Annotated in this window: 23 protein-coding genes; 11 read left to right on the plus strand and 12 right to left on the minus strand. The window is 62.1% G+C overall.

Features of this window, described 5'->3' with window-relative positions; translation table 11 throughout:
- Positions 1 to 177: 177 nt before the first annotated feature.
- Complete coding sequence (guaB, locus tag QA637_RS01845) at positions 178 to 1,680, plus strand: IMP dehydrogenase (RefSeq protein WP_153438272.1); 1,503 nt, start codon at positions 178 to 180, stop codon at positions 1,678 to 1,680.
- 200 nt (positions 1,681 to 1,880) lie between these two features.
- Positions 1,881 to 2,756: a dienelactone hydrolase family protein gene (locus tag QA637_RS01850; protein ID WP_153438270.1), complete on the plus strand. Its 876-nt coding sequence runs from the start codon at positions 1,881 to 1,883 to the stop codon at positions 2,754 to 2,756.
- Positions 2,757 to 2,829: 73 nt separating this feature from the next.
- Here the strand turns inward: QA637_RS01850 and QA637_RS01855 are convergent, their stop codons facing one another.
- On the minus strand, positions 2,830 to 3,780 hold the full coding sequence (locus tag QA637_RS01855) for a LysR substrate-binding domain-containing protein (RefSeq protein WP_283063084.1): 951 nt from the start codon (positions 3,778 to 3,780) through the stop codon (positions 2,830 to 2,832).
- Positions 3,781 to 3,987: 207 nt separating this feature from the next.
- On the opposite strand from QA637_RS01855, the gene QA637_RS01860 reads away from it, so the two are divergent.
- Positions 3,988 to 4,284: a DUF1127 domain-containing protein gene (locus QA637_RS01860; protein WP_153438268.1), complete on the plus strand. Its 297-nt coding sequence runs from the start codon at positions 3,988 to 3,990 to the stop codon at positions 4,282 to 4,284.
- Between the two features lie 247 nt (positions 4,285 to 4,531).
- Here QA637_RS01860 and QA637_RS01865 read toward each other — a convergent pair whose 3' ends face one another.
- The 6 genes from QA637_RS01865 to QA637_RS01890 all read right to left on the minus strand — a co-directional run bounded on the left by QA637_RS01865 (position 4,532) and on the right by QA637_RS01890 (position 10,986).
- Positions 4,532 to 5,350, minus strand: a complete 819-nt coding sequence (locus tag QA637_RS01865; protein ID WP_153438266.1) for a DUF937 domain-containing protein — start codon at positions 5,348 to 5,350, stop codon at positions 4,532 to 4,534.
- A gap of 98 nt (positions 5,351 to 5,448) precedes the next feature.
- Complete coding sequence (locus tag QA637_RS01870; protein WP_153438264.1) at positions 5,449 to 6,822, minus strand: glutamate--cysteine ligase; 1,374 nt, start codon at positions 6,820 to 6,822, stop codon at positions 5,449 to 5,451.
- A gap of 244 nt (positions 6,823 to 7,066) precedes the next feature.
- Positions 7,067 to 7,804 carry a 16S rRNA (uracil(1498)-N(3))-methyltransferase gene (locus tag QA637_RS01875; RefSeq protein ID WP_153438262.1) on the minus strand — a complete coding sequence of 246 codons (738 nt, stop codon included), beginning with the start codon at positions 7,802 to 7,804 and terminating at the stop codon, positions 7,067 to 7,069.
- Between the two features lie 11 nt (positions 7,805 to 7,815).
- On the minus strand, positions 7,816 to 9,312 hold the full coding sequence (locus tag QA637_RS01880) for an inorganic phosphate transporter (RefSeq protein WP_184108439.1): 1,497 nt from the start codon (positions 9,310 to 9,312) through the stop codon (positions 7,816 to 7,818).
- A gap of 135 nt (positions 9,313 to 9,447) precedes the next feature.
- Positions 9,448 to 9,954, minus strand: coding sequence for an NUDIX hydrolase (locus QA637_RS01885; RefSeq protein WP_153438258.1), 507 nt, complete (start codon positions 9,952 to 9,954; stop codon positions 9,448 to 9,450).
- A 240-nt stretch (positions 9,955 to 10,194) separates the two neighbouring features.
- On the minus strand, positions 10,195 to 10,986 hold the full coding sequence (locus tag QA637_RS01890; protein WP_283063090.1) for a FadR/GntR family transcriptional regulator: 792 nt from the start codon (positions 10,984 to 10,986) through the stop codon (positions 10,195 to 10,197).
- 213 nt (positions 10,987 to 11,199) lie between these two features.
- On the opposite strand from QA637_RS01890, the gene QA637_RS01895 reads away from it, so the two are divergent.
- A complete protein-coding gene (locus QA637_RS01895) occupies positions 11,200 to 12,474 on the plus strand; it encodes a DUF3422 family protein (protein WP_153438254.1) in 1,275 nt (424 codons plus the stop codon).
- 10 nt (positions 12,475 to 12,484) lie between these two features.
- Here QA637_RS01895 and QA637_RS01900 read toward each other — a convergent pair whose 3' ends face one another.
- Entirely contained in the window at positions 12,485 to 13,381 is an 897-nt protein-coding gene (locus tag QA637_RS01900; protein ID WP_283063092.1) for a LysR family transcriptional regulator, read from the minus strand.
- 204 nt (positions 13,382 to 13,585) lie between these two features.
- Between QA637_RS01900 and QA637_RS01905 the strand changes: the two genes are divergently transcribed.
- The 4 genes from QA637_RS01905 to glcF all read left to right on the plus strand — a co-directional run bounded on the left by QA637_RS01905 (position 13,586) and on the right by glcF (position 18,192).
- Positions 13,586 to 15,025, plus strand: coding sequence for an FAD-linked oxidase C-terminal domain-containing protein (locus QA637_RS01905; RefSeq protein ID WP_153438250.1), 1,440 nt, complete (start codon positions 13,586 to 13,588; stop codon positions 15,023 to 15,025).
- Entirely contained in the window at positions 15,022 to 16,230 is a 1,209-nt protein-coding gene (gene glcE, locus QA637_RS01910; RefSeq protein WP_153438248.1) for a glycolate oxidase subunit GlcE, read from the plus strand. Before QA637_RS01905 ends, glcE begins: the two co-directional genes overlap by 4 nt.
- A 42-nt stretch (positions 16,231 to 16,272) precedes the next feature.
- A complete protein-coding gene (locus QA637_RS01915; RefSeq protein ID WP_153438240.1) occupies positions 16,273 to 16,653 on the plus strand; it encodes a DUF4870 family protein in 381 nt (126 codons plus the stop codon).
- 243 nt (positions 16,654 to 16,896) lie between these two features.
- Entirely contained in the window at positions 16,897 to 18,192 is a 1,296-nt protein-coding gene (glcF, locus tag QA637_RS01920; RefSeq protein ID WP_153438238.1) for a glycolate oxidase subunit GlcF, read from the plus strand.
- A 147-nt stretch (positions 18,193 to 18,339) separates the two neighbouring features.
- On the opposite strand, the gene QA637_RS01925 is transcribed toward glcF, so the two are convergent.
- Both QA637_RS01925 and QA637_RS01930 read right to left on the minus strand, forming a co-directional pair.
- Complete coding sequence (locus QA637_RS01925; protein ID WP_153438235.1) at positions 18,340 to 19,035, minus strand: L,D-transpeptidase; 696 nt, start codon at positions 19,033 to 19,035, stop codon at positions 18,340 to 18,342.
- Positions 19,036 to 19,223: 188 nt separating this feature from the next.
- The gene (locus QA637_RS01930; RefSeq protein WP_153438233.1) at positions 19,224 to 19,985 is read right to left on the minus strand and encodes a L,D-transpeptidase; all 762 of its coding nucleotides are present in this window, start codon (positions 19,983 to 19,985) and stop codon (positions 19,224 to 19,226) included.
- Between the two features lie 250 nt (positions 19,986 to 20,235).
- Here QA637_RS01930 and QA637_RS01935 point away from each other — a divergent pair, with 250 nt between their 5' ends.
- Positions 20,236 to 20,880 carry a DNA-3-methyladenine glycosylase I gene (locus tag QA637_RS01935; RefSeq protein WP_153438231.1) on the plus strand — a complete coding sequence of 215 codons (645 nt, stop codon included), beginning with the start codon at positions 20,236 to 20,238 and terminating at the stop codon, positions 20,878 to 20,880.
- Between the two features lie 82 nt (positions 20,881 to 20,962).
- Here the strand turns inward: QA637_RS01935 and copM are convergent, their stop codons facing one another.
- The gene (copM, locus tag QA637_RS01940; protein ID WP_153438229.1) at positions 20,963 to 21,340 is read right to left on the minus strand and encodes a CopM family metallochaperone; all 378 of its coding nucleotides are present in this window, start codon (positions 21,338 to 21,340) and stop codon (positions 20,963 to 20,965) included.
- Between the two features lie 473 nt (positions 21,341 to 21,813).
- On the opposite strand from copM, the gene QA637_RS01945 reads away from it, so the two are divergent.
- Complete coding sequence (locus QA637_RS01945) at positions 21,814 to 21,999, plus strand: hypothetical protein (protein WP_153438227.1); 186 nt, start codon at positions 21,814 to 21,816, stop codon at positions 21,997 to 21,999.
- Between the two features lie 35 nt (positions 22,000 to 22,034).
- Here QA637_RS01945 and QA637_RS01950 read toward each other — a convergent pair whose 3' ends face one another.
- Positions 22,035 to 22,463 carry a hypothetical protein gene (locus tag QA637_RS01950; protein ID WP_153438225.1) on the minus strand — a complete coding sequence of 143 codons (429 nt, stop codon included), beginning with the start codon at positions 22,461 to 22,463 and terminating at the stop codon, positions 22,035 to 22,037.
- 275 nt (positions 22,464 to 22,738) lie between these two features.
- Here QA637_RS01950 and hisS point away from each other — a divergent pair, with 275 nt between their 5' ends.
- On the plus strand, positions 22,739 to 24,253 hold the full coding sequence (gene hisS / locus QA637_RS01955) for a histidine--tRNA ligase (RefSeq protein WP_153438223.1): 1,515 nt from the start codon (positions 22,739 to 22,741) through the stop codon (positions 24,251 to 24,253).
- Positions 24,254 to 24,255: the final 2 nt, after the last annotated feature.

Genomic DNA, 24,255 nt, shown 5'->3' on the forward strand with positions numbered 1-24,255 from the left:
TGTTGCTGTGCAACAACAATTTCCTGGGTCCGGGAGATTTCCGGGCCCTGACTATTCCCATTCCGACATATCCGTGTTACGAGCCCTCGCCAACTTCCAAGACAAGCTTTGAAGTCACCCGGTGGACAAATCGCTGACCGTCCCCGGGGATTTTCGTTTATTGAAGAGGAACTGGCCATGGCGCGTATCATCGAAACGGCAACCGGTCTGGAGGCTTTGACCTTCGACGACGTTCTGCTTCAGCCGGGACATTCCGAGGTCATGCCGGGCCAGACCAACATCTCGACCCGCATCGCGCAGGATATCGATCTCAACCTTCCCATTTTGTCTTCCGCAATGGATACCGTCACCGAAGGCCGCCTGGCGATCGCCATGGCTCAGGCCGGCGGCATCGGCGTCATTCACCGCAACCTGACCCCGGCCGAACAGGCCGAAGAGGTTCGCCAGGTCAAGAAGTTCGAGAGCGGCATGGTCGTCAACCCGGTCACGATCGGTCCGGATGCGACGCTCGCCGATGCGCTGAGCCTGATGAAGGTGCATGGCATTTCCGGTATCCCGGTCGTTGAAAACGGTGGCGCCGGCGGGCAGAAGCAGGGACGCCTTGTCGGCATCCTCACCAATCGCGACGTACGCTTTGCCTCCGACCCGGCTCAAAAGATCTACGAACTGATGACCCGGGAAAACCTGATCACGGTCAAGGAAAACGTCGACCAGCAGGAAGCCAAGCGTCTCCTCCATAAGCACCGGATCGAGAAGCTCCTGGTGGTGGACCCGGACGGCCGCTGCGTCGGCCTGATTACGGTCAAGGACATCGAGAAGTCGCAGCTCAATCCCAACGCGTCGAAGGACGCGCAGGGCCGGCTTCGCGCCGCCGCCGCCGTCAGCGTCGGTGACGACGGTTTCGAGCGCGCCGAGCGGCTGATCGACGCCGGCGTCGACCTGATCGTCGTCGACACCGCGCACGGCCATTCGCAGCGCGTGCTTGATGCGGTCGGGCGGATCAAGAAACTGACGAACTCCGTTCGCATCATGGCGGGCAACGTGGCTACTGCCGATGGCACCAAGGCGCTGATCGATGCTGGCGCCGATGCCGTCAAGGTCGGCATCGGTCCCGGCTCGATCTGCACGACACGTATCGTCGCCGGCGTCGGCGTGCCGCAGCTTGCGGCGATCATGGCGGCTGTCGAGGCGGCCCAGGCGTCAGGGATCCCGGTGATCGCCGACGGCGGCATCAAATTTTCCGGTGACATGGCGAAGGCCATCGCGGCCGGCGCCTCCGCTGTCATGATCGGCTCGCTGCTGGCCGGTACCGACGAGAGCCCGGGTGAAGTGTTCCTTTATCAAGGCCGTTCCTTCAAGGCCTATCGCGGCATGGGGTCCGTCGGCGCCATGGCGCGCGGCTCGGCTGATCGCTACTTCCAGGCGGAAGTGCGCGACACGCTGAAACTCGTTCCGGAAGGCATCGAGGGTCAGGTCCCCTACAAGGGGCCGGTCGCGGGCGTGCTGCATCAGCTCGCCGGTGGCCTCAAGGCCTCCATGGGCTATGTCGGCGGCGCGACGATCAAGGAGTATCAGGAACGCGCGACCTTCGTGCGCATCTCTGGTGCCGGCCTGCGCGAGAGCCACGCGCACGACGTGACGATCACCCGCGAGAGCCCGAACTATCCAGGCGCCGTCTGACGGCCTCGCCTGCGTCATCGATCTCAACGGCTAGACTAGGCAGTGAAACGGGGCGGGGCGGTTCTTCGCTCCGCGCCGCCCGATCCAGTTCTGCCGGTAACGCAGTTTTGTACGCATGCGCGCGCCGGTTGACCTATCTTGTCTCCGGGCGGCTTTCCTTCCGGTACCGCCTACGGAGAGGACAGCCGAAGGAGGGCGCCATGAACGAACCCGTCATCACCCAAGCGATGATCGATGCCTATGACGAGTATACGCATCTGACCCTGGATCGCCGCCGTTTCATGGAGACGCTGACGACGCTGGCCGGTTCCGCCGCGGCCGCTGCGGCAATCGCCCCGATGCTGGCCGCAAACAGCGCCAAGGCGGAGATGATTGCCGATACCGATTCGCGCATCAAGGGCGAGGACATCACCTATCCGGGCGCCGACGGCGACATGAAAGGATATCTCGTCAGGCCTGCCAATGCCTCCGGCAAGCTGCCTGCGGTGATTGTCATCCATGAAAACCGCGGTCTCAATCCGCATATTCGCGACGTCGCGCGCCGTATGGCGCTGGAGGGTTTTGTCGCCCTTGCGCCCGATTTCCTTTCTCCCGACGGCGGAACGCCGAGCGACGAGGACAAGGCCCGCGAGATGATCGGTGCGCTTGATGCCGGCGCGACCGCTGACAACGCGGTTGCGACCGTCACCTTCCTGAAGGGTCACGAAGAAAGCACTGGCAACGTCGGTGCCATCGGATTTTGCTGGGGCGGCGGGCTCGTCAATCGCCTCGCCGTTAACTCTCCGGACCTCAAGGCAGGGGTCGCCTATTACGGTGCTCAACCGAAGGCCGAGGACGTTCCGAAGATCAAGGCCGCAATGTTGCTGCACTATGCCGGCCTCGACGAGCGTATCAATGCCGGCATCGAAGACTATCGCAAGGCGCTGACCGCCAACGGCAAGGACTTCACGATCTACGTCTACGACGGCGTCAACCACGCCTTCAACAATGACACGTCTGCCGCCCGCTACGACAAGGCGGCCGCCGATCTCGCCTGGGGTCGGACGGTCGAGTTCCTGAAGGCGAAGCTCGCCTGACAACCGCATCAATCGAGAAGGCCACGCCTCCGTCTGGAAGCGTGGCCTTCTCTTCGATGAATTGACCCGTGTTTTACCAGCCGGGCAGCATGTGGCTCTGCCTCAGCCGCGGGTAACGCGGATACCCCTTCAAGTCTCCGTCGAGGTCGTCGTTGACCGTGATCGGCGTGATGTTGTCGAGGCAGGCCGTGATATGGTTGGTGATCGCGTTCGAGAGCGACGGCGAAAGGCCGGGGCGCTTCATGATGCCGATCTGCACCGGCGCCAGCGCCGGGAAGCCGTCGGCCAGCGTCAGCACCGTCATGCCAGGTCTCAGCGCCGATTCCGGCAGCACTGAAACCGCCATGCCGGCGAGCACGGCGGCGGCAACGACGGTCGACGACCAGCTTGTGAACAGGATCTGATATTCCTTGCCCGTCGCATCGAGCGCCGCGCAGGCGGCCTGCCGCCACTGACAATCCCGCCGGCCGACGGCAAGCGGAATCGGCGCGTTTTCCGGCAGCGGATGGTTGATCGAGCTCACCCAGCAAAGCGGCTCCGTCCGCACAACGTCGGAGGCCCGCGCCCTTGGATTGTGCGTGACGAGCGCGATGTCCAGGTCGCCCTTTGCCATCTTCTCGGCAAGGTCGACCGAGGGTTCGCAGACGATGTAGAGCTCGACGTTCGGGTGGGTCTTGGCGAAACGGACGATGATTTCCGGCATGTAGCGATCGGCGTAATCGTCCGGCGTGCCGATCCTGAGCGTGCCCTCAAGGCGGTTGTCGTCGAAGGATGCAATCGCCTCATTGTTGAGGCGGATCATCCGGCGGGCGAAATTCAGAAGCCTGTCGCCTTCGACCGTCAGCCGGTTGCCGCGCCCGTCTTTCATGAAAAGCGGCTTGCCGATGCGCTCTTCCAGACGCCGCATCTGCATCGAGACAGCGGACTGGGTCTTGAATACACGATCGGCGGCCTTGGTGAAGCTGCCCGTGTCTGCGATGGCAACGAATGTTTGCAACTGGTCAATATCGAGCGGTGCTGACATGGCCGTAATACCCATAAGATTGTTTGATGAATATCATTAAAAACATTCGTTGGACTGATCAATAAGCATTTGCGACTAATAGCCTGCAATTCACATCAAGTCCTGTCCGCGAAATTCGTCGCTGACCTCGAAAAATTACTGCCTGCCCCTGCGTATGACCTCCCCGCAGGGTGTGGGCTTCTTCGTGCCTGAAAAAGGAGTAACGCCATGCGCACGACCCAACAGGCCTTCGATATCGACCTCGTTGCGGGAAAGCAGACGGTTGCATCCCGTACCGCAGGCGTGACCGGCGTGCTGACGGCTGTCTGGCGCCTGTTCCGCAACCGCTGCCAGATCGCGCGCCTGCAAGATCTTGATGATCGGCAATTGCTCGACATGGGATTGAAACGCGAAGACCTGCACGAGGCTTTGACCTCCTCGTTCTTCGACAATCCGGGCAGCTATCTGACGCGCGCGTCCAGAAACCGGGCGAACCTCTTCTACCGGGGGATTCGCCACGACTAAGCCCTTGGCGCATCCCGCCGCCTTGGATGCGCCATACGGCATGATCCGCGATCGGTTGCCGCCTTCGCGGATCATGCCGTCGAAATCCGGTTCACGGTGCGCCGACCCGCACTGAAACGTTCCCCGCAGGGTATGAGCCAATAGACCCTGCCGCTTGCCCGGTGCATGACCAAGACATGCACCGGGCTTTTTTATGTGCAGTTTCTGCAAGGTGCTGTCGTCGGATGAATCCGTTTGAAAGCGATGGTTAGGCCTTGTCGCCCGAACTTTTCTTGTAGCTGTCGAACAGGGCGTCGATGTTCTTCTGGTATTCCTTCTGCATCTCGAGCCCGCTGTCGAACATCGTGTTCATCATTTCGGTAAATTGCTTGAAGGCCCGGTTCGCTGCGGGCGCCTTTTCGGGTGTGCTCGCACCTCGCTGCATCATGTCCTGAAACGCCTTGAAGAAGGGATTGTCGGCGAAGATATCCGGCGTCTTCGGCGTCTCTTCCGTCTTTGTCATGCCGAAGAATCCCTGCATCGCCTGAACGAAGGGATTGTCGAAGGTGGTCGGGGCGGGTTCGGGCCTTTTGGCGAGCCCCGTCGCCTCCATCCATTGCTGCATCATCGCCATCATGGGATTGTTGGCGAAGGCATCTCCGGACGGGCCGGTCGTTTGTTTGAAGAGACCCCCCATCAGCGTGCTCGCCATGACCGGCAGCATTTGCTTGTAGATCTCCTGGCCAATGCCCGTCATCTGCGCGGCCTGTGCGGCGATTGCGCGCGACATCTCCTTGGAGCCGAAGAGCTGACCGAGGATACCGTTGCCATCGGCCATGCCCTGCGGCGTGAAGGCCTGGCTCATGTCCTCGAAATACTTTGCGTAGTTGCCGGTCGAAAGCGCTCCCAGCAACGCACCGAAATCATAGGGATTGGCGGTGTTGCGTTTGAAGGCCGTTGAGAAGGCGGGCAAAAGCGCCGCCGTCGCCTTCGTCATCTGTTCCTGGGCGAGGCCGAATTGCTTTGCCATCAACTCGATGGCCTTGCCGTTCTGCGCCTGCGCGAACATATCAAAAAGCGGTGCCATCCCCATTTCCTTCCCGGACGAACGACGCATCTCGCTGCACTATAACGGGAATTGGGGGACTGCAAACCGCCTTTTTAAGCGAGCGAATGTCTCGCCGCTTAATACTGGTATTCGGCGAAGACCGGCTCGACAGAACCGTTCCAGCGGCCGTTGTAGAGCGCCAGCAGGTCCTCGGCGAGCGTCGCCTTCTTCGCCAGCACTTCGTCGAGCGGTGCCAGGAACTGGCTTTCGTCCACGCCATCGCCGTTCAGTCGATCGCGCCGCTTCAGGCCTGCGCGTGAAATAGTCAGAACTTCGCGCGCGATGTCAAAGAGCGACGTCGTGCCGAGCTTTGCGGAAAGTGCCTGGGCGGGCACCGCATCGCGCAGCGCCTGCACGGCCTCGTAGCTCCAGTCGCGGGTCAGCGCCTCGGCTGCCGCGAGCGCCTCGTCATCGTAGAGCAGGCCGACCCAGAAGGCCGGCAGTGCGCAGATCCGGCGCCAGGGGCCGCCATCGGCGCCGCGCATCTCGAGGAAACGCTTCAGCCGGACATCGGGAAAGAGCGTCGACAGGTGATTGGCCCAGTCGCCCATGTTGGGCTGCCATTCGGCGATCTCGCCCTTGAGCGCACCGGCCATGAATTGCCGGAATGTGACATGCGTACAGTCATGGTAATGCCCATCGCGCACGACGAAATACATCGGCACATCGAGCGCCCATTCGACATAATCGGCAAAGCCGAATTCCGGCTTGAACGCAGCCGGCAGCAGACCGGCGCGCTGATTATCGGTATCGCGCCAGATGTCGCCCCGCCAGGAAAGCAGTCCATTGGGCTTGCCATCGGTAAAGGGAGAGCTTGCGAAGAGAGCGGTGGCGAGCGGCTGCAATTTCATCGACACCTGCATCTTGCGCCGCATATCCTCTTCGGAGGAAAAGTCGAGATTCACCTGGATGGTGCAGGTGCGATACATCATGTCGAGGCCTTGGGTGCCAACCTTCGGCATGTAGCGCGTCATGATGCCGTATCGCGACTTCGGCATGCGCGGTGTCTCGGAAAATGTCCATTTCGGACTGCCGCCGATGCCGAGGAAACGAATGCCGAGCGGTTCGGCAATTTCCCGAAGAACGGCCAGGTGCTGGTTGGACTCCTTGCAGGTCTGATGCAGGTTTTCGAGCGGCGCGCCGGAGAGCTCGAACTGTCCGCCCGGCTCCAGTGAAATCGCGCCATTGCCGGAATGCTCGGCGAGCCCGATGATATTGCCCTCGTCGAGAATCGGTTCCCAGCCGCTTTTCTCGGCCATCCCGTTCAGAAGCGCCTGAATGCTGGCTTCGCCGAAATAGGGCACGGGACTGTTGTCCGCCTTAAAGAAGGCGAATTTCTCATGCTCCGTCCCGATACGAAACTTCTCCTTCGGCTTCGATCCCGACTCCAGATAGGCGGTCAGGTCAGCGACAGAGGTAACCGGCGTCTGGTCGGTGGTATCTCGGGCCATATGCGTCTTCTTTGTTTGAGCGGCGCCCGCCGGGCAGCAGGAGCGATGATGGGTGCTTGAACCGTAATTACGTGCGGTGCAAGTGAATTTCTTTCAAGATCTCCTCAAAAAAACTCCGGGCTCCAGGATTCCCTAAATCAGTGCCGACTTAAGGGCGAATCGTGCAGCAATTCAACGCGCTACAGCGATCTTTGAGCGTCAGATACGGCGCGGGACATTCAAGGGCGCTTGCGAGCGCGACGGATCATCGCCAGTCGCCAATTGCCGCCTGGATGACCGCCATCGCCGCGACCGCCGCCGTATCCGCGCGCAGGATCCGGGGTCCGAGCGGGATCGCGGTCACAAAGTCCAGGCCGCGCAGCAGCGTTCGCTCGGCTTCCGAAAAGCCGCCTTCGGGGCCGATCAGCAGGGCGAGCTTGCGCTCGGCAATTGCTTGCAGGATCGGCAGCGGATTCTGGCTTTCGTTGCCCTCGTCGCAGAAGATGATACGGCGGTCCCGCGGCCAGCTCTGAAGAAGGTCTTCGAGTTTTCTCGGGGTGTCTACGGGAGGAATGCCGAGCACGCCGCATTGTTCGGCCGCTTCGATCACATTCGCGCGCACCCGGTCGAGGCTGCCGATCTTGCCCTGAACATGCTGTGTAATTACCGGTTGCAGTCGTCCGGCCCCCATTTCGACGGCCTTCTGGACGAGATAATCGAGGCGGCCCACCTTGAGCGGCGCGAAGAGGTAGACGAGGTCTGACGGTGCAGGTTGCGGACGCGTCCGTTCGACCGCGGTGAGAAGGAGGCGTTTCCTGGACGGAAGCGAGAGTTCCGCCCGCCACTCGCCGTCGCGGCCGTTGAAGACCAGCAGCGACGCACCCTCGTCGAGGCGCAGCACGTTGACGAGATAATTGTAGTGCTCCTTGCTGGCCTCGTGTGTCGACCCAGCATGAAGCGGGCTTTCCAAAAACAGGCGCTGCATACGGAAATTGGCACGCAATTCGGTCACCTTCAGAGGAAAAGGCCGGAAAGGATGAGATAGACGAACGCCGAGAGCAGGGCAGACGCCGGCACGGTGATGACCCAGGCCGCAACGATCGTCAGGAAATGGGAGCGGCGCACCAGCCGGCGTCGACGCACCTCGGCAAAATTGGCTTCCGCCTTGCTCATGAAATCTTCCTGCCCGGTCTTTCGGCGCACATATTCCAGCCGGCGCCTGGAGTGGCGCGTGTACCATTCGCGGAAGAAGCCGACGCCGAAGACCGCACCGACCGCCGTGTGCGTGGAACTGATCGGCAGACCAAGCGCGGAGGCAAGCAGCACGGTGACTGCCGTCGCAAGTGCAACGCAGAAGGCGCGCATGGGATTGAGGCGCGTGATCTCTTCACCGACGACCCGGATCAGGAGCGGCCCGTAAAGCAGCAGGCCGATGGAGATGCCGAGCGCGCCGATCAGCAGCACCCAGAACGGTGCCCTCGCGCTTTCCGTCGATACGGCGCCATTGACTGCGGAAACGATCGCCGACAGTGGACCAATCGCATTGGAAACGTCATTTGCACCGTGGGCAAAGGAAAGCAGCGCCGCTGAGAATATCAGCGGCATGCGGAACAGCTTGCGCAGCGACTGGTTGCGGTTGTCGAGCCCCTCCGACTGGCGGTGGATCCACGGCTTGCTCGCCACATAACAGACGATGCCCATGAACAGGCCGACCAGGAGACCGGTCGAAGGGGAAATGATGGCCACATGAACGAGCGCAAAAACCGCCACATAGGCGGTGAAGGCGCCCGCCGTCACAGCCAGGACGATCGGCATCCAGCGCCGCGCGGCCTCGATCTTGTCCTCGCGATAGATGATGAATTCCTTGAGAACGGCCAGGAAGATCGCTGCGATGGCGCCGCCAAGCAGCGGTGATATCGACCAGCTTGCCGTAATGCCGGCGAGCGCCCACCATTTGACGCTGGAAAGACCGGCGGCGGTCATGCCGGCGCCGACGATGCCGCCGATGATCGAATGGGTGGTGGATACGGGTGCGCGGGAAAAGGTGGCGATGTTGATCCAGGCTGCGGACGAGATCAGCGCGGCCATCATCACCCATACGAGCGTCTGAGGATCGACGAGCCCTCCGTCGACGATGCCGGCCTCGATTGTAAGCGTGACCTTCCGGCCTGCGGTCAACGCGCCGGCGATTTCGAAGACGGCAGCGATCGCCAGGGCCGTCGCCATCGTCATCGCCTTTGCGCCGACGGCGGCGCCGACGTTGTTCGTCACGTCGTTGGCGCCGATGTTCATCGCCATGTAGCCGGCAATCGCCGCTGCGGCGACGACGATTGCAGCACCCGACGAGCCGACAACGTAGATTGCCGCAAACGCCATGCTGAGAATCAGGAAGAGCAGCGCCAGGCCAGGGGCCGCCAGCCTGCGCATGACGTGATGAGAGGCCTCTTCGGCAAGGCTGAGCTTGTCGAGGTCCTTGTCCAGGGTCAGCTTTTCCAGGCGCGGCTTTGCCACGGATCGATCTCCATTGTCATAATCGCCAGTAACGGTACGGGCGAGCGCGTTCAAGCGGAATTGAAAGGAGAATGACAGCTAGATCGATGCCGGCTTTCCAAGCACGGCTGATGTTGTCCGCCGACGTTTTGCGGTTTAGCCGTTCGCGCTCTTGGGCAGGGATGCGGGTGCCGCCGCCATCCGTTCTCCGAACGCCAGGATAAGGCTTTTCAGCGAGGGTTCGGCAACGCGGCTCGCCGCCTCCTTGCAGTCGACCCATTCAAGGCGCCGGGTACCCTTTTCAGGGAAGTTCTTGCAGAAGTCATCGACTTCGAGCGCGTGTACCTGGACCTTGCAGGAGACCTTCAGGCCATGGTTCATGCGCTTCTGATAGACATAGGCGCCGATCGCGGCTTTCTGCGCCTTGCCCTTCACACCTGCCTCCTCATAGGCCTCGCGTTCGGCGACCTCATGGGCCCGCTTGCCCTGCATCGGCCAGCCCTTGGGAATGACCCAGCGGCCGGTATCGCGGCTGGTGATCAGGAGGATCTCCAGCGCACCCGTCTTCTTGCGGATCCGGTAGCAGAGCGCAGCATACTGCATGCGCGCCGGGCGACGCAGCATCAGATGCACATCAGCAGCTAACCGGTTCAGGAAGTTCAATGGGTCGATGCTCCTGCGAATCGATAGACATCAATTACTGCACAAGTATGGCGCGCCTATCTTGTCTGTAAATGACCTCAGACCAGCGATAAACTGGCGAGACCGCGTTGCGGTTCCGACAGTATCGCCCCGTCCAATGCCAAATATATGTACGCGCTTTAATTTCGCCAAAAAGCGAGGCTCGGCCTGGGTCGCATCCGGCGGATTTCATCGAGATCACGGGGGCGGCCGAGCCCGATATTAGGACCCGGCACGATCCCGCTGCTGAAGACGCAGCCGCGCGATGCGCGCCCATTCGCCGGTGCGCTCCGCTTCGTATGCCGCGGCGGCGACGAAGTCGATATGGCTTTGCGCCGCCGCCTTGGCGGCCTCCGGGTCACGAGCCATGATGGCATCGTAGATCGCCTCATGCTGTGCGAGAAGCCGGTCGCGCGCGCCCGGAGCGCCGAACACCGACGTGCGGTGAAAGAATATCCCCTGGGTCAGGAGCCGGTAGCAGGCGCGCAGCGTATGCAGGAGGATGATGTTGTGCGCGCTTTCGCCGATCGCGTTGTGCAGCTCGATGTCGGCTGAGAGCTCCTCGTCGAAATCGCCGTTGCGGTGTGCGGCCCGCATCCGCTCGATGACGCGCGTGAGAATGTCGCGGTCGAAATCGGTGGCGCGGCTTGCTGCAAGCTCCGCAGTCAGGCCCTCGAGCTCCCGCCGGTACTCCAGGTAGTCCTGTGTCGCCTTGTGGTGGCGCCCGATAAGCTCGATCAGCGGCTTGGAGAAGATCTGGCCGACCACGTCGGCGACGAACGTGCCGCCGCCATGCCGGCTTTCCACGAGTCCGCGTGCCTCCAGCTCCTTGAGGGCTTCGCGCAGGATCGGCCTCGACACGTCGAAACGCTTCGACAGCTCCCGCTCACCCGGCAACCGGTCGCCGTCGCGCAACACGCCTTCGAGGATCAGAAGCTCGATCTGCTGCACGACCTCGTCCGCCGTCCGGCTGTGGCTGATGCGTGCATAGAGGTCGAGCTGGTCTTCGGTCACGGCAATGTCTCCCGATGGAGGGAGACGCTTCCCGCTTTTCTCCTCCATGTCCGGCCGCAATCTAGCAGGCTCGGGAAAGTGGTCAAATTGATTGTCCACTTCGTCACGGGTAGCGACTGACAAAAGTCAAACTGCGTCAATGCGTCCTGTTCAATTTGCTCGACTGGTTGATAAGAAAGTGGTGATGAACGCGTGAGGGGGATGAAGCGCTTCATGGCAAAGGGCAGTTTTGCATTTCCGTCCGCGCCGCTGCGTGCGCAGGTTCTCGGTGAGGTTCACTCGCGCCCCTATGCGCTGGTGACGACGCCTCGCGTCATTTTTCAGCTTGCCTTCATGACTGAAGGCGGCTCGATCGTGGATCACGCAGTCTTGTCCGAGCTGTCGCGCTCACGCGGCATCGCGCCGCCCGGTCGTGATGCCAATCACCATGCCATGCCTTGGGGGCAGGGCACGCTGCGCTGGGAACGGCACACGGAATTCTCCACCTATTTCTGGGACGCTCCGGCGCCGGACCATTTCGGCGGCGAGGTGCCCATCCACCCGTTCGGTGACGGGTTTTCGCCGCCGGGAACCCTGATTTCCGGTATTCGGCTCGAAATCCGGCCGGACACGCCGGAGACGCGCGAGGCGATCAAGGCCTTCGACCCGACCAGCCTCTGTTACAGCGAAACCAAGAACGGGCAGGCGGTACTCGTGACCGATTTTCGCCAGAACGGCGACGGGCTGACGCAGATTCTCGTCATCGACCGCGGCCTGACGGAAGCGGGTACGGGCGCGCTGGTGCAGCGCCTGCTCGATATCGAGACCTATCGCACGCTCGCCATGCTCGGCCTGCCGCTGGCGCAATCGCTGTCGCCGGAAATCCGCAGGACGGAGGACGGCCTGACCGGAATCACCCAGCGGATGAAGGAAAACGTCCGCGAAGAGGCCGACGAGATGCTCTCCGAAATCACCCGGCTTGCGGCCGACGTCGAGGCCGGTGCCGCCCTCAGCCTCTATCGTTTCGGTGCCAGCCGCGCCTATTACGGCATCGTGCAGGAGCGCATTCGCACACTGGCCGAGACGGCCGTGCCCGGCTACGAAACGATCGGCACCTTTCTCGAACGTCGGTTGGCGCCGGCGATGCGGACCTGTCAATCGGTCGAGGAGCGTCAGGCAAACCTGTCTCGCAAGCTGGCGCGTGCCACGGCGCTTCTCAGAAGCTGGATCGATGTCGAACTCGAAAAACAGAACAGCGCCCTGCTGAACTCGATGGATCGCCGGGCCAAGCTGCAGTTGCGCCTCCAGCAGACCGTAGAAGGCCTGTCGGTTGCCGCCATTTCCTACTATGTGGTCGGGCTGTTCGGCTATCTCGCCAAGGCCGTGAGCCACGAACTGCCGGTCGATCCCAACCTTCTGACCGGCCTTGCCGTCCCATTTGCTGTCCTCGGCGTCTGGCTCGTCGTCCGCCGCATCCGTCGCCACCACGAGGAAAGCGCGCAGAAATAACGCCGCGCGGCTATTGCTCCCAATAGGGCACCGGCCCGTAAAGCGCGGCGAGGTAATCGATAAAGAGACGGACCTTGGCGGGCAGGAATTGCCGGCTTGGATAAACGGCCGAGAGCGCCAGGTTGCGGGAACCTTCCCATTGCGGCAGCACCTGGACCAACTGTCCGGAGCGCAGTTCCTTGCCGATGTCCCAGGTGGAGCGCAGCGCGATTCCGGCCCCGGCGATCACCGCCTCGCGGATGATCTCCGATGAGTTGGTGACGAGCGGCCCCTCCGGGCGATAGGTGAGGCTGCCGCCGGGCCCTTCCAGCTTCCAGTTGTCGTTATTGTGGGCCGGCAGGCAGACATGATTCGCGAGATCGTCGATTTCACGCGGGAGACCGTGGCGGGCGACATAGCTCGGTGCGGCGCAGAGGAGGCGACGGACAGGCGCGAGCTTGCGCGCGACGAGGCTCGAATCCGTGAGTTCGCCGATCCTGACGGCAAGATCGAAACCCTCAGCGACGATATCGGCGAAATCGTCGCTGAGAACGATGTGGAGTTTGAGGTCCGGATGATCCTTCATGAAGCCCGTCAGATGCGGTGCGATATGCATGCGCCCGAAGGACGTCGGCGCGCTGATCCGGAGTGTTCCCTGCGCCTGCGACGAGCGCCCGGAGGCGTAGGCTTCCGCGTCCTCGATACCGGCGAGAATGCCGAGGACGCGGTCGTAAAAACCTTGTCCGGCCTCCGTCAGCGAAATTTGCCGCGTGGTCCGCTGGAGAAGCCGCGTGCCGAGCCTGTCCTCCAGCCGCTTGACGCGCTTCGAGATCACCGCCGGAGATAGACTGAGCAGGCGTCCTGCCGCCGACATGCTGCCGGATGAGACGACCCGCGCAAAGATCTCGAGATCGCCGAGATTTGTCATCAATCTTGACCATTATTGCCGAAAACGAAAAGATCCCTAGCATCTGCCGGGTGTCGATCCTAGTGCATTCCGCTTTCACAAAGCGAATAAGATGCTCTAGATACAAAGTTCTACGGCGTTCTTTACGCGTTCATTTGAACGCGTGGCGCACTAGTGGTAAAGAAAAAATACCACTCGGTGGGCTGTATTGCTTGGGAGGATCCTATGCCGGAGACGATCGGGTTTCTGAAACCGAAACAAGCCGTTCTGGATCGCCGGCAGGAAATTGTTGCCGATCTCAAGGATCTCCTGCCCAAGGGCTGCCTGATCAGCGAGGAGCGCGAGCTGAAGCCCTTCGAGACCGATGCGTTCCTGGCCTATCGGCGGTTGCCGCTTGCCGTCGCCCTGCCGGAGACGACGGAACAGGTTTCTGCCGTGCTCAAATATTGCAGCCGCTACGGCGTTCCGGTCGTGCCGCGCGGCGCCGGCACGTCGCTCTCGGGCGGCGCCATCCCGCAGGAGGATGCCGTCGTCATCGGTCTTTCGAAAATGTCGCGCATTCTCGACATCGACCTCTTCAACAGGACGGCCACGGTTCAGGCGGGCGTCACCAACCTTAACATCTCCGAGGCGGTCTCGGCGGACGGCTTCTTCTATGCGCCCGACCCCAGTTCGCAGCTCGCCTGCACCATCGGCGGCAATATCGGCATGAACTCCGGCGGCGCCCATTGCCTGAAATACGGGGTCACCACCAACAACCTCATGGGCGTGAAGATGGTGCTTTTCGACGGCACCGTGATCGAACTCGGAGGCAAGGCGCTGGACGCGGCCGGATACGACCTGCTCGGACTCGTCTGCGGTTCGGAAGGCCAGCTCGGCATCGTCACGGAAGCAACGGTGCGCTTGATCGCCAAGCCGGAAGGTGCGCGGCCGGTGCTCTTCGGATTCGCCTCGTCCGAGGCGGCCGGCGCCTGCGTTGCCGACGTCATCGGAGCGGGCATCATTCCCGTTGCCATCGAATTCATGGACAAGCCGGCGATCGAGATCTGCGAAGCCTTCGCGCATGCCGGTTACCCGCTCGATGTCGAGGCTCTGCTGATCGTCGAGGTCGAGGGGTCCGAGGCGGAGATGGACGCCATGCTTCAACGCATCATCGAGGTCGCTCGCCGCCACGGCGTCACCACGATCCGGGAATGCCAATCCGCATTGGAGGCGGCGCTGATCTGGAAGGGTCGGAAATCGGCTTTCGGCGCGACGGGCCGCATTGCGGACTATATCTGCATGGATGGCACCGTGCCGCTAAGCCAGCTTTCACATGTGTTGCGCAAGACCGGCGAGATCGTCGCCGGTTATGGCCTGCGCGTGGCAAACGTCTTCCACGCCGGTGACGGCAACATGCATCCGCTGATCCTCTACAACATAAACGATCCGGAGGATGCGGCGCGAGCCGAGGCGGCGGGCAACGACATCCTCAAGCTTTGCGTCGATGCCGGCGGCTGCCTGACGGGCGAGCATGGCGTCGGCATTGAGAAGCGTGATCTGATGCTGCACCAGTACAGCCGGGCCGATCTCGCCCAGCAGATGGCCGCGCGCTCGGCCTTCGATCCCGAGTGGATCCTCAACCCGTCGAAGGTTTTTCCGCTCGAAGGGCGTCCGACAGCATGATCGTCCACTTCGAACCGGCCAGCGCGGAGGGCATCGCCTCCGTCGTGCGCTCCGCAGCAGCAGAACGCGTCACCTTGGCAATCATCGGCGGTGGCACGCGTGCGGGACTCGGCAATCCGGTGCGGACCGATCGGACGCTCTCGACGCGTCGCCTCTCCGGCATCGTCAGCTACAATCCGGCGGAAATGACCATGAGTGCGCTCGCCGGAACGCCGCTTGCCGAGGTCGAAGCCGCGCTGCGAGCCAAGGGTCAGATGCTTTCATTCGAGCCGATGGATCATAGGCCGATCTTCGCCACGTCCGGCGAACCGACGATCGGCGGAGTATTCGCCGCCAATGTTTCCGGTCCGCGGCGCTACGTCGCCGGTGCGGCGCGCGACAGCCTGCTCGGCGTGCGCTTCGTCAATGGCGCCGGTGACCTGATCAAGGCCGGCGGCCGGGTCATGAAGAACGTCACCGGGCTCGACCTCGTCAAGCTCATGGCGGGCTCCTACGGCACACTCGGGATCCTGACGGAAGTCACGTTCAAGGTGCTGCCCATTCCGCCGGCGGCCGCGACGGTGGTGGTTTCGGCCCTCAACGACGCCGAAGCTGCTGCGGCCATGGCCGAGACGATGGCACAGCCGGTGGAGGCTTCCGGCGCGGCACATCTGCCCGAGAGCGTGCGCGGGCGCTTCCTGGATGGCGCACTTCCCGACGGCGCGGCAACCGTGCTGAGGCTCGAAGGCTTGGCGGATTCCGTCGACATGCGTGCCGAGAGACTCAGCGCGGCCCTTTCGCGCTTCGGGCCGGTCTCACGGCTCGACGCTGACGCGACGCGTCTCTTGTGGGGGGAAATTCGCGACGTGAAACCCTACGCCGACGGTACGAGGCGGCCATTGTGGCGGGTGTCGGTCGCGCCGTCCGCCGGGCACCAGCTCGTCGCTGCGCTGCGCCTTCAAACGGGCGTCGATGCCTTTTATGATTGGCAGGGCGGGCTCGTCTGGCTGCGGATGGAGGCGGATGCCGAGGCGGAACTCGTGCGTCGCTATGTCGGCGCGCTCGGTGGGGGACACGCAAGCCTCGTGAGGGCTGGCGACGACGTGCGGGCCCGCATTCCGGCTTTCGAACCGCAGGCACCGGCCGTCGCTCAGCTGACGGAGCGCATCCGCGCTCGGTTCGATCCAGCGCGGATTTTCAATCCGGGGCGCATCGCGGCGCCGTAGGCGCCACCGCGATCCGTTCGAGAGATGCCAAGGGGGAATTCGATGAGCGATACCGGTCCACAGGCACCGCTTTCCGGCCAGACCGATCGCTGGCTGGAACCGGGCAAGGTCAATATTCAGATCATCTACGTGCTTTACCTGATCGCATTTGTCATCGGCATCACGGCGCTCATCGGGATCGTGCTCGCCTATCTCAACCGCGACAAGGCGGAGCCATGGGCGAGGACCCATTATATCTGGGCCATCCGTACCTTCTGGATCGCCTTGCTTTTCTGCATCGTCTCGGCCCTGCTCACGGTTTTGGTCATTGGCGTTCTAGGCTTTGTCGCCACGGCGGTGTGGATCGTCGTCAGATGCGTGATCGGCCTGCAGAAAGCGGCGCGGGAGGAGGCGATCACCAATCCCGAGAGCTGGCTCGTCTAGCTTTGGGGAGGCGAAATGCAGCAGGCGCTGAGATCTTCCCGCATTCCGCCCTAAATTATAGGAATGGTTCGACGGCTACGGATCGGCCGATCCGAATCGTCGCGGTCTACAGCGCCGCGCGTCCTATCAGGCGCGCAAAGGACGCTGTAGCACTTTGAATTGCTGCATGTTTTGTCCTTAAATCGGCTAGGATTTAACGAAACATGCAGTGGGCCCGCAGGGCCTGCCAGTTGGAGTATTCGGTTGCAGACCAATTTCACACCCGCGCAGCTCGCTGATCCGCATGTCGCCGAATCCGAGAAGATCCTGCGCAAATGCGTGCACTGTGGTTTCTGCACGGCCACCTGCCCGACCTATGTCGTCCTCGGCGACGAACTCGACAGTCCCCGCGGGCGGATCTACCTGATCAAGGATATGCTTGAAAACGGCCGGGCGGCAGACCGCGAGACCGTTACCCATATCGACCGCTGTCTTTCCTGTCTTTCGTGTCTCACGACTTGTCCGTCCGGCGTCGACTATATGCATCTGGTCGACCATGCCCGCATCCACATCGAGAAGACCTACAAAAGGCCGTTCAAGGATCGCTTGGCGCGCGCCGCTCTCGCCGCGGTGCTGCCTTATCCCGGACGATTCCGTTTCGCGCTCCGCGCGGCCGGCGTTGCCCGCCCGCTGGCGGGGCTGGCGAAGCGGGTCCCTTGGCTGAAGACTTTTGGCATCATGCTCGACCTTGCTCCGAAGGCGGTGCCGCCGGCGTCCGCAGGGACAAGACCCGCCACTTACGCGACGAAGGGCGAGCGTCGCGGCCGGGTCGCGATCCTGACCGGCTGCGCGCAGCCGGTCTTGAAGCCGGAGATCAACGAAGCGGCGATCCGGCTGCTGACCGGGCAGGGGATCGAGGTTGTCGTCGCCGCTGGCGAGGGCTGCTGCGGTTCACTGGTGCACCACATGGGACGCGAGGAGCGGGCGCTCGAGGCTGCGCGCCGTAACGTCGATATCTGGCTGAAGGTCGCCGAAGAAGACGGTCTCGATGCGATCGTCGTGACCGCCTCGGGCTGCGGCACGACGATCAAGGATTACGGCCATATGCTGCGGCTGGATCCGGGATATGCGGAAAAGGCCGCGAAAGTGTCCGCATTGGCAAAAGACATCACCGAATATCTGGCCGGGCTCGAGCTGCCGCAGCGGGAGCCGCAGAAAATGGCCGTTGCCTATCATTCCGCCTGCTCGATGCAGCATGGCCAGAGGATTACGACGGTGCCGAAGGAGCTGTTGAAGCGAGCGGGATTCACGGTTCGCGAGCCGGCGGAAGGCCATCTCTGCTGCGGCTCGGCCGGCACCTACAACATCCTGCAGCCGGAGATATCGGCGAAGCTCAAGGCGCGCAAAGTCCGCAACATCGAGGCGACGAAACCGGACGTGATTGCGACCGGCAACATCGGTTGCATCACGCAGATCGCGACCGGGACGGCGATTCCGATCGTGCACACCGTTGAGCTGCTGGACTGGGCCTATGGCGGACCTAGGCCGGCCGGGCTGTAATGGGCGAAGCGTGCTCCTTATCCGGCCTGCCGGCCACCTTCTCCCCGCAAGCGGGGCGAAGGCGACTGGCGGCGCCCCCTTAAAACCCCCTCTTCCCGCAAGCGGGGAGGGGGCTGGGGTGAGGGACAAACTGCCCCGCCGATCCGATCAGCCGCCAAAGATCTGACGGAAAATGTCCACGCCGCGATCGTCGTAGGTAACATCGCCGTGCTTGTTGCCTGGGCCTATGACGATCACTTTCGTGCCGACGTCGGCGCGATCGTAAAGGTGCTCGACGTCCTCGTTCATCATCCGGATGCATCCCGACGACATGTTCTGGCCGATCGTCCAGGGCTGGTTCGTTCCATGGATGCGGAAGATGGTGTCGCGGCCACCCTGGTAGAGATAAAGCGCGCGGGCACCGAGCGGATTGTCGATACCGCCTTCCTGGGTGATCGGCAGGACGCGGCCCTTCGCCCGTTCGCGCACGCGCATTTCCGCCGGGGGCGTCCAGGCTGGCCACTCGGCCTTGCGGCCGACCTTGACGACGCCGGACCAGCCGAAGCCTTCGCGGCCGACGCCAATGCCGTAGCGCGTCGCACGGTTCGGGCCGTCGATGTAATAGAGATATTTGTTGTTGGTATCGACAATAATGGTGCCGGGAGCCTCATTCGTCCGGAAACGGACCTTGGTGCGCCAATATTTTTGTGGCGGACGCTTTTGATGGGCGACCAACAGAACGTCGGAACGCTTGGCGGCGGCCTCCGGTGCGTTCGCCGGCGTGAACGCCGATGCATTCGTCACGGCAAACAGCACCGTCGCCGCGGCAGCGAACGCCACCACCTTGCTGGCATGAATTCTCATTAACGATTCCCTCTCAACCCTAATCGCGTGCAGGTTCTCAAATTACCCGCAAGATTTCGCCCACGCCATATCCGATAGAACATCGGCATCGGCGTAACTTGTATCTCCGGGAACAGCTGTTGCGTTTGCACCACTGTTCCCCAGTGCAAACGCAACTTGTGCGCGGGCTATTGAGATAATATGCGATTTTATATCACGATAACCTTGGTGCCGACGTTCACGCGTTCATAGAGATCGACGACATCCTCGTTGCGCATGCGGATGCAGCCGGACGAAACGCCATAGCCGATCGTCCAGGGCGCGTTGGTGCCGTGGATGCGGTAGAGCGTCGAGCCGAGATACATCGCCCGGGCGCCGAGCGGGTTTGCGGGGCCGCCCTCCATGCGGGCCGGCAGATAGTGTCCCTTCGCGGCTTCCCGCGCGATCATTTCCTGTGGCGGGGTCCAGCTCGGCCATTCTGCCTTCCGCGTAATCCGGTGGGCGCCGGCCCACTCGAAGCCCGGCTTGCCGACCCCGACACCATATCGACGGGCTTCGCCCTTGCCGGTGACGAGATAGAGAAAGCGGTTGTTGGTGTCGATCACGATCGTGCCGGGCTTTTCCGGACCTCCATAGGCCACGGTTTGCGGCAGGAACTGCGGATCGAACTTCGTCTTTACCGACTTTTGCGGACGTACTGCCGCAACCGGCTGTACCAATGCCGGACCGGACTTGCGGCTTACCTGGCGTTGTTCGAACTGTTTTCGGGTGGCCGCCGGCATCTGCGGACGGTAAGCGACCGGACGCGCCTGGCCACCGGGCTGCATCACCCCAAGCTGCGTCAACCAAGGGGCCGTCAGGTCCGGGCTGACGATGACCGGCGGCCGGTTGTGATACCGGTCGCGCGCTCCGGCCTCACCGGCAACGACACAGAGGAGGGATACGGCAAGAAAAAGGGATTTCTCCATCATGAGGCGGACTCGCTACATTACGCCAAAAATCTTCAACAACGGCTTCGCGGCCGGGAAAGCGGCGCTTTCACCTGCCGAGATGCCTGGCAATGGCCGGATCGTGGCACCGCGTTGCCACCGAAAGGTAAACGGCCATTCATTAAAAGGCCGGCGCGTAGATAAAGCTCCGGGTAGGGTTATCGGCCACTTTATGAAAGTGGTTTCAGAGTGGTAAACAGAACAAAAGAGCAACTGAAGCGAGAAAGAGACAATGGCCGCGAAAGGCTTGATTACCGGAGATGATGGACTTGATCGTTGCGCCTGGCACGGCAATCTCGAGGACTATCGGCGCTATCACGACGAGGAGTGGGGCCGGCCTGTTACGGACGACCACCGGCTGTTCGAGAAGATCTGCCTGGAGGGTTTTCAGTCCGGGCTATCGTGGTTGACGATCCTGCGGAAGCGCGAAGCGTTTCGCGCGGCATTCGCCGGCTTCGATTTCGACCGGGTTGCCGAATTCGGCGCGGACGATATCGAGCGTTGCCTCGCCGACACCGGCATCGTGCGCCACCGCGGCAAGATCGTCTCGACCATCAACAACGCGCGGCGCGCCAAGGAACTGCGCGCGGAATTCGGATCGCTTGCCTCCTATTTCTGGTCCCATGAGCCGGACCAGAGCGAGCGTCCGAAGATCGTGAGCTACGAGGCCTTGATCGCCAATCCGACGACCGCCACGTCGACGCGCATTTCGAAGGATTTGAAGAAACGCGGCTGGACCTTTGTCGGACCGACGACGATCTATGCCTTCATGCAGGCGATAGGCCTCGTCAACGACCATATCGAAGGCTGCTTTTGCCGCGCGAACATCGAGGATATGCGGCAACAATTCAAAAGGCCGGCGCGCCAGTCCGCGTAAACCGAGGCGCCGGCAACCTCTCCCGTCAGGTACTTGCCTTGTTCAAGAGCAGAGTGTGCCGGCGGGAAACCCCTTTCTTCGTTTAGCCGCCGTTCTTGGCGAGCCATTCCTTCATCACCTTGATCTCGGCTTCCTGGGCTTTGATGATGTTTTCCGCCAGCTTGCGGATTTCTTCATCCTTGCCGTGTTCCAATTCGATCTTTGCCATGTCGATCGCTCCCTGGTGGTGGGCAATCATGCCGCGCACGAAGTCGAGGTCGGTTTTGCCGGTGAAGGCAATGTCCATGTCTTTGTGCATCTTGGCGTTTGCTATGGCGAAGGCCTTGCTGGACGGTGACGTGTCGCCCGTCGTGTTTGGGGCTTCCATTGAGCCATGCACGTGGCCGCTCTCCTGTGCGAACGAAGGAGCGGCGGCAAGTGCCGTCAACATCAAGGCGGCGGTGATGGTTTTCAGGGGCATGATGTTTTCCTTTCGAAATCTTATCCGTTATTCGCGGATGCTCGTCCGCGATTTGCGGGTTTGTCCGTTTCCCGGCGGAGGCGCCGAAAAGCGGAGAGATGTTTCAGACGTCCTCGGGGGGGGGGTCGAACAACCGCGGCGTTCTAGAGCGGGATGAGGAAAAGTGTGGACGGTTTTCCGCCCGCATTCCGCTCTAACTCATTAGAATCGATCACGTTTATGGATTTTAGGTCGATTCGACCTAAAATCATTGTGATCTAGGCTGAAAGGAAGGGCTTGGGCGGCGGGACCGGCGGTCTCGCGTTTACGTCGTCGGGCGCCGCGTAGTGGCGCAAGGAAAAGCGACTGGACGGGGTTTCCGGCGGCGTCACTTTGGACTGTGCGGGGCTGATTGCCAGACACGCCGCGCAAAGCACGGGATGCAGCAGCTTTGTTGGAAGGTTGCAGCGCTCCCCCGCCGCGCAACGCACGTCATGGCCCGAAGCGTGATGGCCGGAAGCGTGATGATCCGCGGCAACGGCCGCCAGATGATGGTGCCCCATGCCCGCGGTAGCGACATCCCGGGCCTGTGTCGCGGCCGACAGGGCGCCGACCAAGGGCGCGGACAGGAACAGCAGAACGAGGGCGAGGCGGCGCAGCATGCCTGTAAGATAGGTTAAGTTGCAGCAAGTGGAAGAGGTGTTGGCGGGCGCCGTCACACCCCCAACGCATCCGCGCGCCGAGGAAAAGCAAATACGCCCTCCAGCGCGCCGTCTCCAACTTCGCTGGCAAGCGTCGAATTTCCGACGCAACAGAGCGGCGCCGACTGGCCAGATGGACCACGCACGAGCGTGGCGAAGCAGAAGGAGGAGGCTGCCCCGGTCGCCTGCTCCAGTATGTTCAGAATTATCGATCTGTCGTCTCCGTCGTGGACGCGCAACAGGTCGACGATGCCGCACGGATTTCGCGACGCGCCGAGAAGCGCGAGCGTTCGCGGTCCCAGAAGGAATGTGCCGCTGGCAAGGTGGCAGCGCCACGGCTCGACGAGATAATCCCCGCGCTCCAGATCGCGCGTCCAGCCTTCATGTGCCTGCAGATGGGCGGGCTTGACGGCCCCGTCACCGGGATTCACAAATTTCAGCATGCCGCCAAAATCTCCACTGAAACCCTTGCGTCGCAGTGCCGGACAACCCGACCGACCAGCGCTTAACCTATAGGAGAACATAGCGACAAGTACAATCACGGATGTGTTATTGGGGAGGCCGTACCATGCGACAGAACGCCGTAGAGCGGGGACACGCGTCGAAGGGGCTCTCAGTGGGCCGGTATGCGCGCGCTTTGTGCCCGCTGCCCTTGCCGCCCTTGACGTGATCCGGTAGGGAATGCACCGACCGAATTTGACAGTCCGGAATACTCTTCATGAACGAAAAGCAGAAGAAACCGCAGAAGCTCAAGGCGCGCCTGCCGCGCGGCTTTGTCGATCGTTCGGCGGCGGATATCCGCGCCGTCGACGAAATGATTGCCAAGATCCAGGAGGTCTACGAGCGCTACGGTTTCGATCCGGTGGAAACGCCGATGTTCGAATATACAGATGCACTGGGAAAATTCCTTCCCGACAGCGATCGGCCGAACGAAGGCGTCTTCTCGCTGACGGACGACGACGACCAGTGGATGAGCCTGCGCTACGACCTGACGGCGCCGCTGGCGCGCCACGTGGCGGAGAACTTCAACGAGATCCAGCTTCCCTATCGGACCTATCGGGCGGGCTACGTCTTCCGCAACGAGAAGCCGGGACCGGGACGCTTCCGCCAGTTCATGCAGTTCGACGCCGACACGGTCGGTGCGGCGGGCGTCCAGGCCGATGCCGAGATGTGCATGATGATGGCCGACACCATGGAAGCGCTCGGCATTCAGCGCGGCGACTATGTGATCCGTGTCAACAACCGCAAGGTTCTCGACGGTGTGCTCGAGGCGATCGGTCTTGGTGGTGACGAGCATGCGAATGCGCGTCTGACGGTTTTGCGTGCAATCGACAAGCTCGACAAGTTCGGCCCCGAAGGTGTGCGACTGCTGCTCGGCGAAGGCCGCAAGGATGAGAGCGGCGATTTCACCAAGGGTGCGGGCCTGAATGACGAGCAGATCCGCAAGATCCTGTTTTTCGTTGGCATCACTGACTATGCGAAGAGCGCCGCCGAGCTCGCCGAACTCGTTGCCGGAACCGCCAAGGGCGGAGAGGGCGTCGACGAACTCAATACGATCCGCAGCCTCGTGCTCAGCGCAGGCTATGAAGCGGACCGCATCAAGATCGACCCCTCGGTCGTGCGTGGCCTCGAATACTATACCGGCCCCGTCTTCGAGGCCGAGTTGCAGTTTGCGGTGACGAACGAGAAGGGCGAGAAGGTCGTCTTCGGCTCCGTTGGCGGCGGCGGCCGCTATGATGGCCTCGTCTCGCGCTTCATGGGGCAGCCGGTGCCGGCAACCGGCTTCTCGATCGGTGTATCGCGACTGATGACGGCGCTGAAAAACCTTGGCAAGCTTGGGACCGAGGACGTGATCGCGCCCGTGGTCGTCTGCGTCATGGATCGTGACATCGAGAGCATGGGCCGCTACCAGCGCTTCGTCCAGGAGCTGCGCCACGCCGGCATCCGGGCCGAGATGTACCAGGGCAACAAGAAGAATTTCGGCGATCAGTTGAAATATGCCGACCGCCGCGGTTCCCCGCTGGCGATCATCCAGGGCGGCGATGAACGCGCTTCGGGGGTCGTGCAGGTCAAGGACCTGATCGAAGGCAAGCGTCTCTCGGGCGAAATCCAGGACAATGTTACCTGGCGCGAGGCGCGTGTTGCCCAGATTTCCGTGCCGGAGAGCGATCTGGTAGAGAAGGTGCGGGAGATGCTGGCGGCGCAGGCTGAGGACCGAACGAAGGCGAACTGAAC

It is taken from the genome of Sinorhizobium terangae, assembly GCF_029714365.1.
Taxonomy (GTDB): Bacteria; Pseudomonadota; Alphaproteobacteria; order Rhizobiales; family Rhizobiaceae; genus Sinorhizobium; species Sinorhizobium terangae.

Bases quoted from the DNA above. Each gene is read 5' to 3' on its own strand.
- QA637_RS01895 (WP_153438254.1), top strand. From the start codon at position 11,200: ATGGCAAAGGGCAGTTTTGCATTTCCGTCCGCGCCGCTGCGTGCGCAG.
- QA637_RS01945 (WP_153438227.1), top strand. From the start codon at position 21,814: ATGGCCCGAAGCGTGATGGCCGGAAGCGTGATGATCCGCGGCAACGGC.
- QA637_RS01950 (WP_153438225.1), bottom strand. From the start codon at position 22,463: ATGCTGAAATTTGTGAATCCCGGTGACGGGGCCGTCAAGCCCGCCCAT.
- copM (WP_153438229.1), bottom strand. From the start codon at position 21,340: ATGCCCCTGAAAACCATCACCGCCGCCTTGATGTTGACGGCACTTGCC.
- QA637_RS01905 (WP_153438250.1), top strand. From the start codon at position 13,586: ATGCCGGAGACGATCGGGTTTCTGAAACCGAAACAAGCCGTTCTGGAT.
- QA637_RS01850 (WP_153438270.1), top strand. From the start codon at position 1,881: ATGAACGAACCCGTCATCACCCAAGCGATGATCGATGCCTATGACGAG.
- QA637_RS01870 (WP_153438264.1), bottom strand. From the start codon at position 6,822: ATGGCCCGAGATACCACCGACCAGACGCCGGTTACCTCTGTCGCTGAC.
- QA637_RS01930 (WP_153438233.1), bottom strand. From the start codon at position 19,985: ATGATGGAGAAATCCCTTTTTCTTGCCGTATCCCTCCTCTGTGTCGTT.
- QA637_RS01900 (WP_283063092.1), bottom strand. From the start codon at position 13,381: ATGACAAATCTCGGCGATCTCGAGATCTTTGCGCGGGTCGTCTCATCC.
- QA637_RS01855 (WP_283063084.1), bottom strand. From the start codon at position 3,780: ATGTCAGCACCGCTCGATATTGACCAGTTGCAAACATTCGTTGCCATC.
- guaB (WP_153438272.1), top strand. From the start codon at position 178: ATGGCGCGTATCATCGAAACGGCAACCGGTCTGGAGGCTTTGACCTTC.
- QA637_RS01935 (WP_153438231.1), top strand. From the start codon at position 20,236: ATGGCCGCGAAAGGCTTGATTACCGGAGATGATGGACTTGATCGTTGC.
- glcE (WP_153438248.1), top strand. From the start codon at position 15,022: ATGATCGTCCACTTCGAACCGGCCAGCGCGGAGGGCATCGCCTCCGTC.
- QA637_RS01915 (WP_153438240.1), top strand. From the start codon at position 16,273: ATGAGCGATACCGGTCCACAGGCACCGCTTTCCGGCCAGACCGATCGC.
- hisS (WP_153438223.1), top strand. From the start codon at position 22,739: ATGAACGAAAAGCAGAAGAAACCGCAGAAGCTCAAGGCGCGCCTGCCG.
- QA637_RS01925 (WP_153438235.1), bottom strand. From the start codon at position 19,035: ATGAGAATTCATGCCAGCAAGGTGGTGGCGTTCGCTGCCGCGGCGACG.
- QA637_RS01865 (WP_153438266.1), bottom strand. From the start codon at position 5,350: ATGGCACCGCTTTTTGATATGTTCGCGCAGGCGCAGAACGGCAAGGCC.
- QA637_RS01860 (WP_153438268.1), top strand. From the start codon at position 3,988: ATGCGCACGACCCAACAGGCCTTCGATATCGACCTCGTTGCGGGAAAG.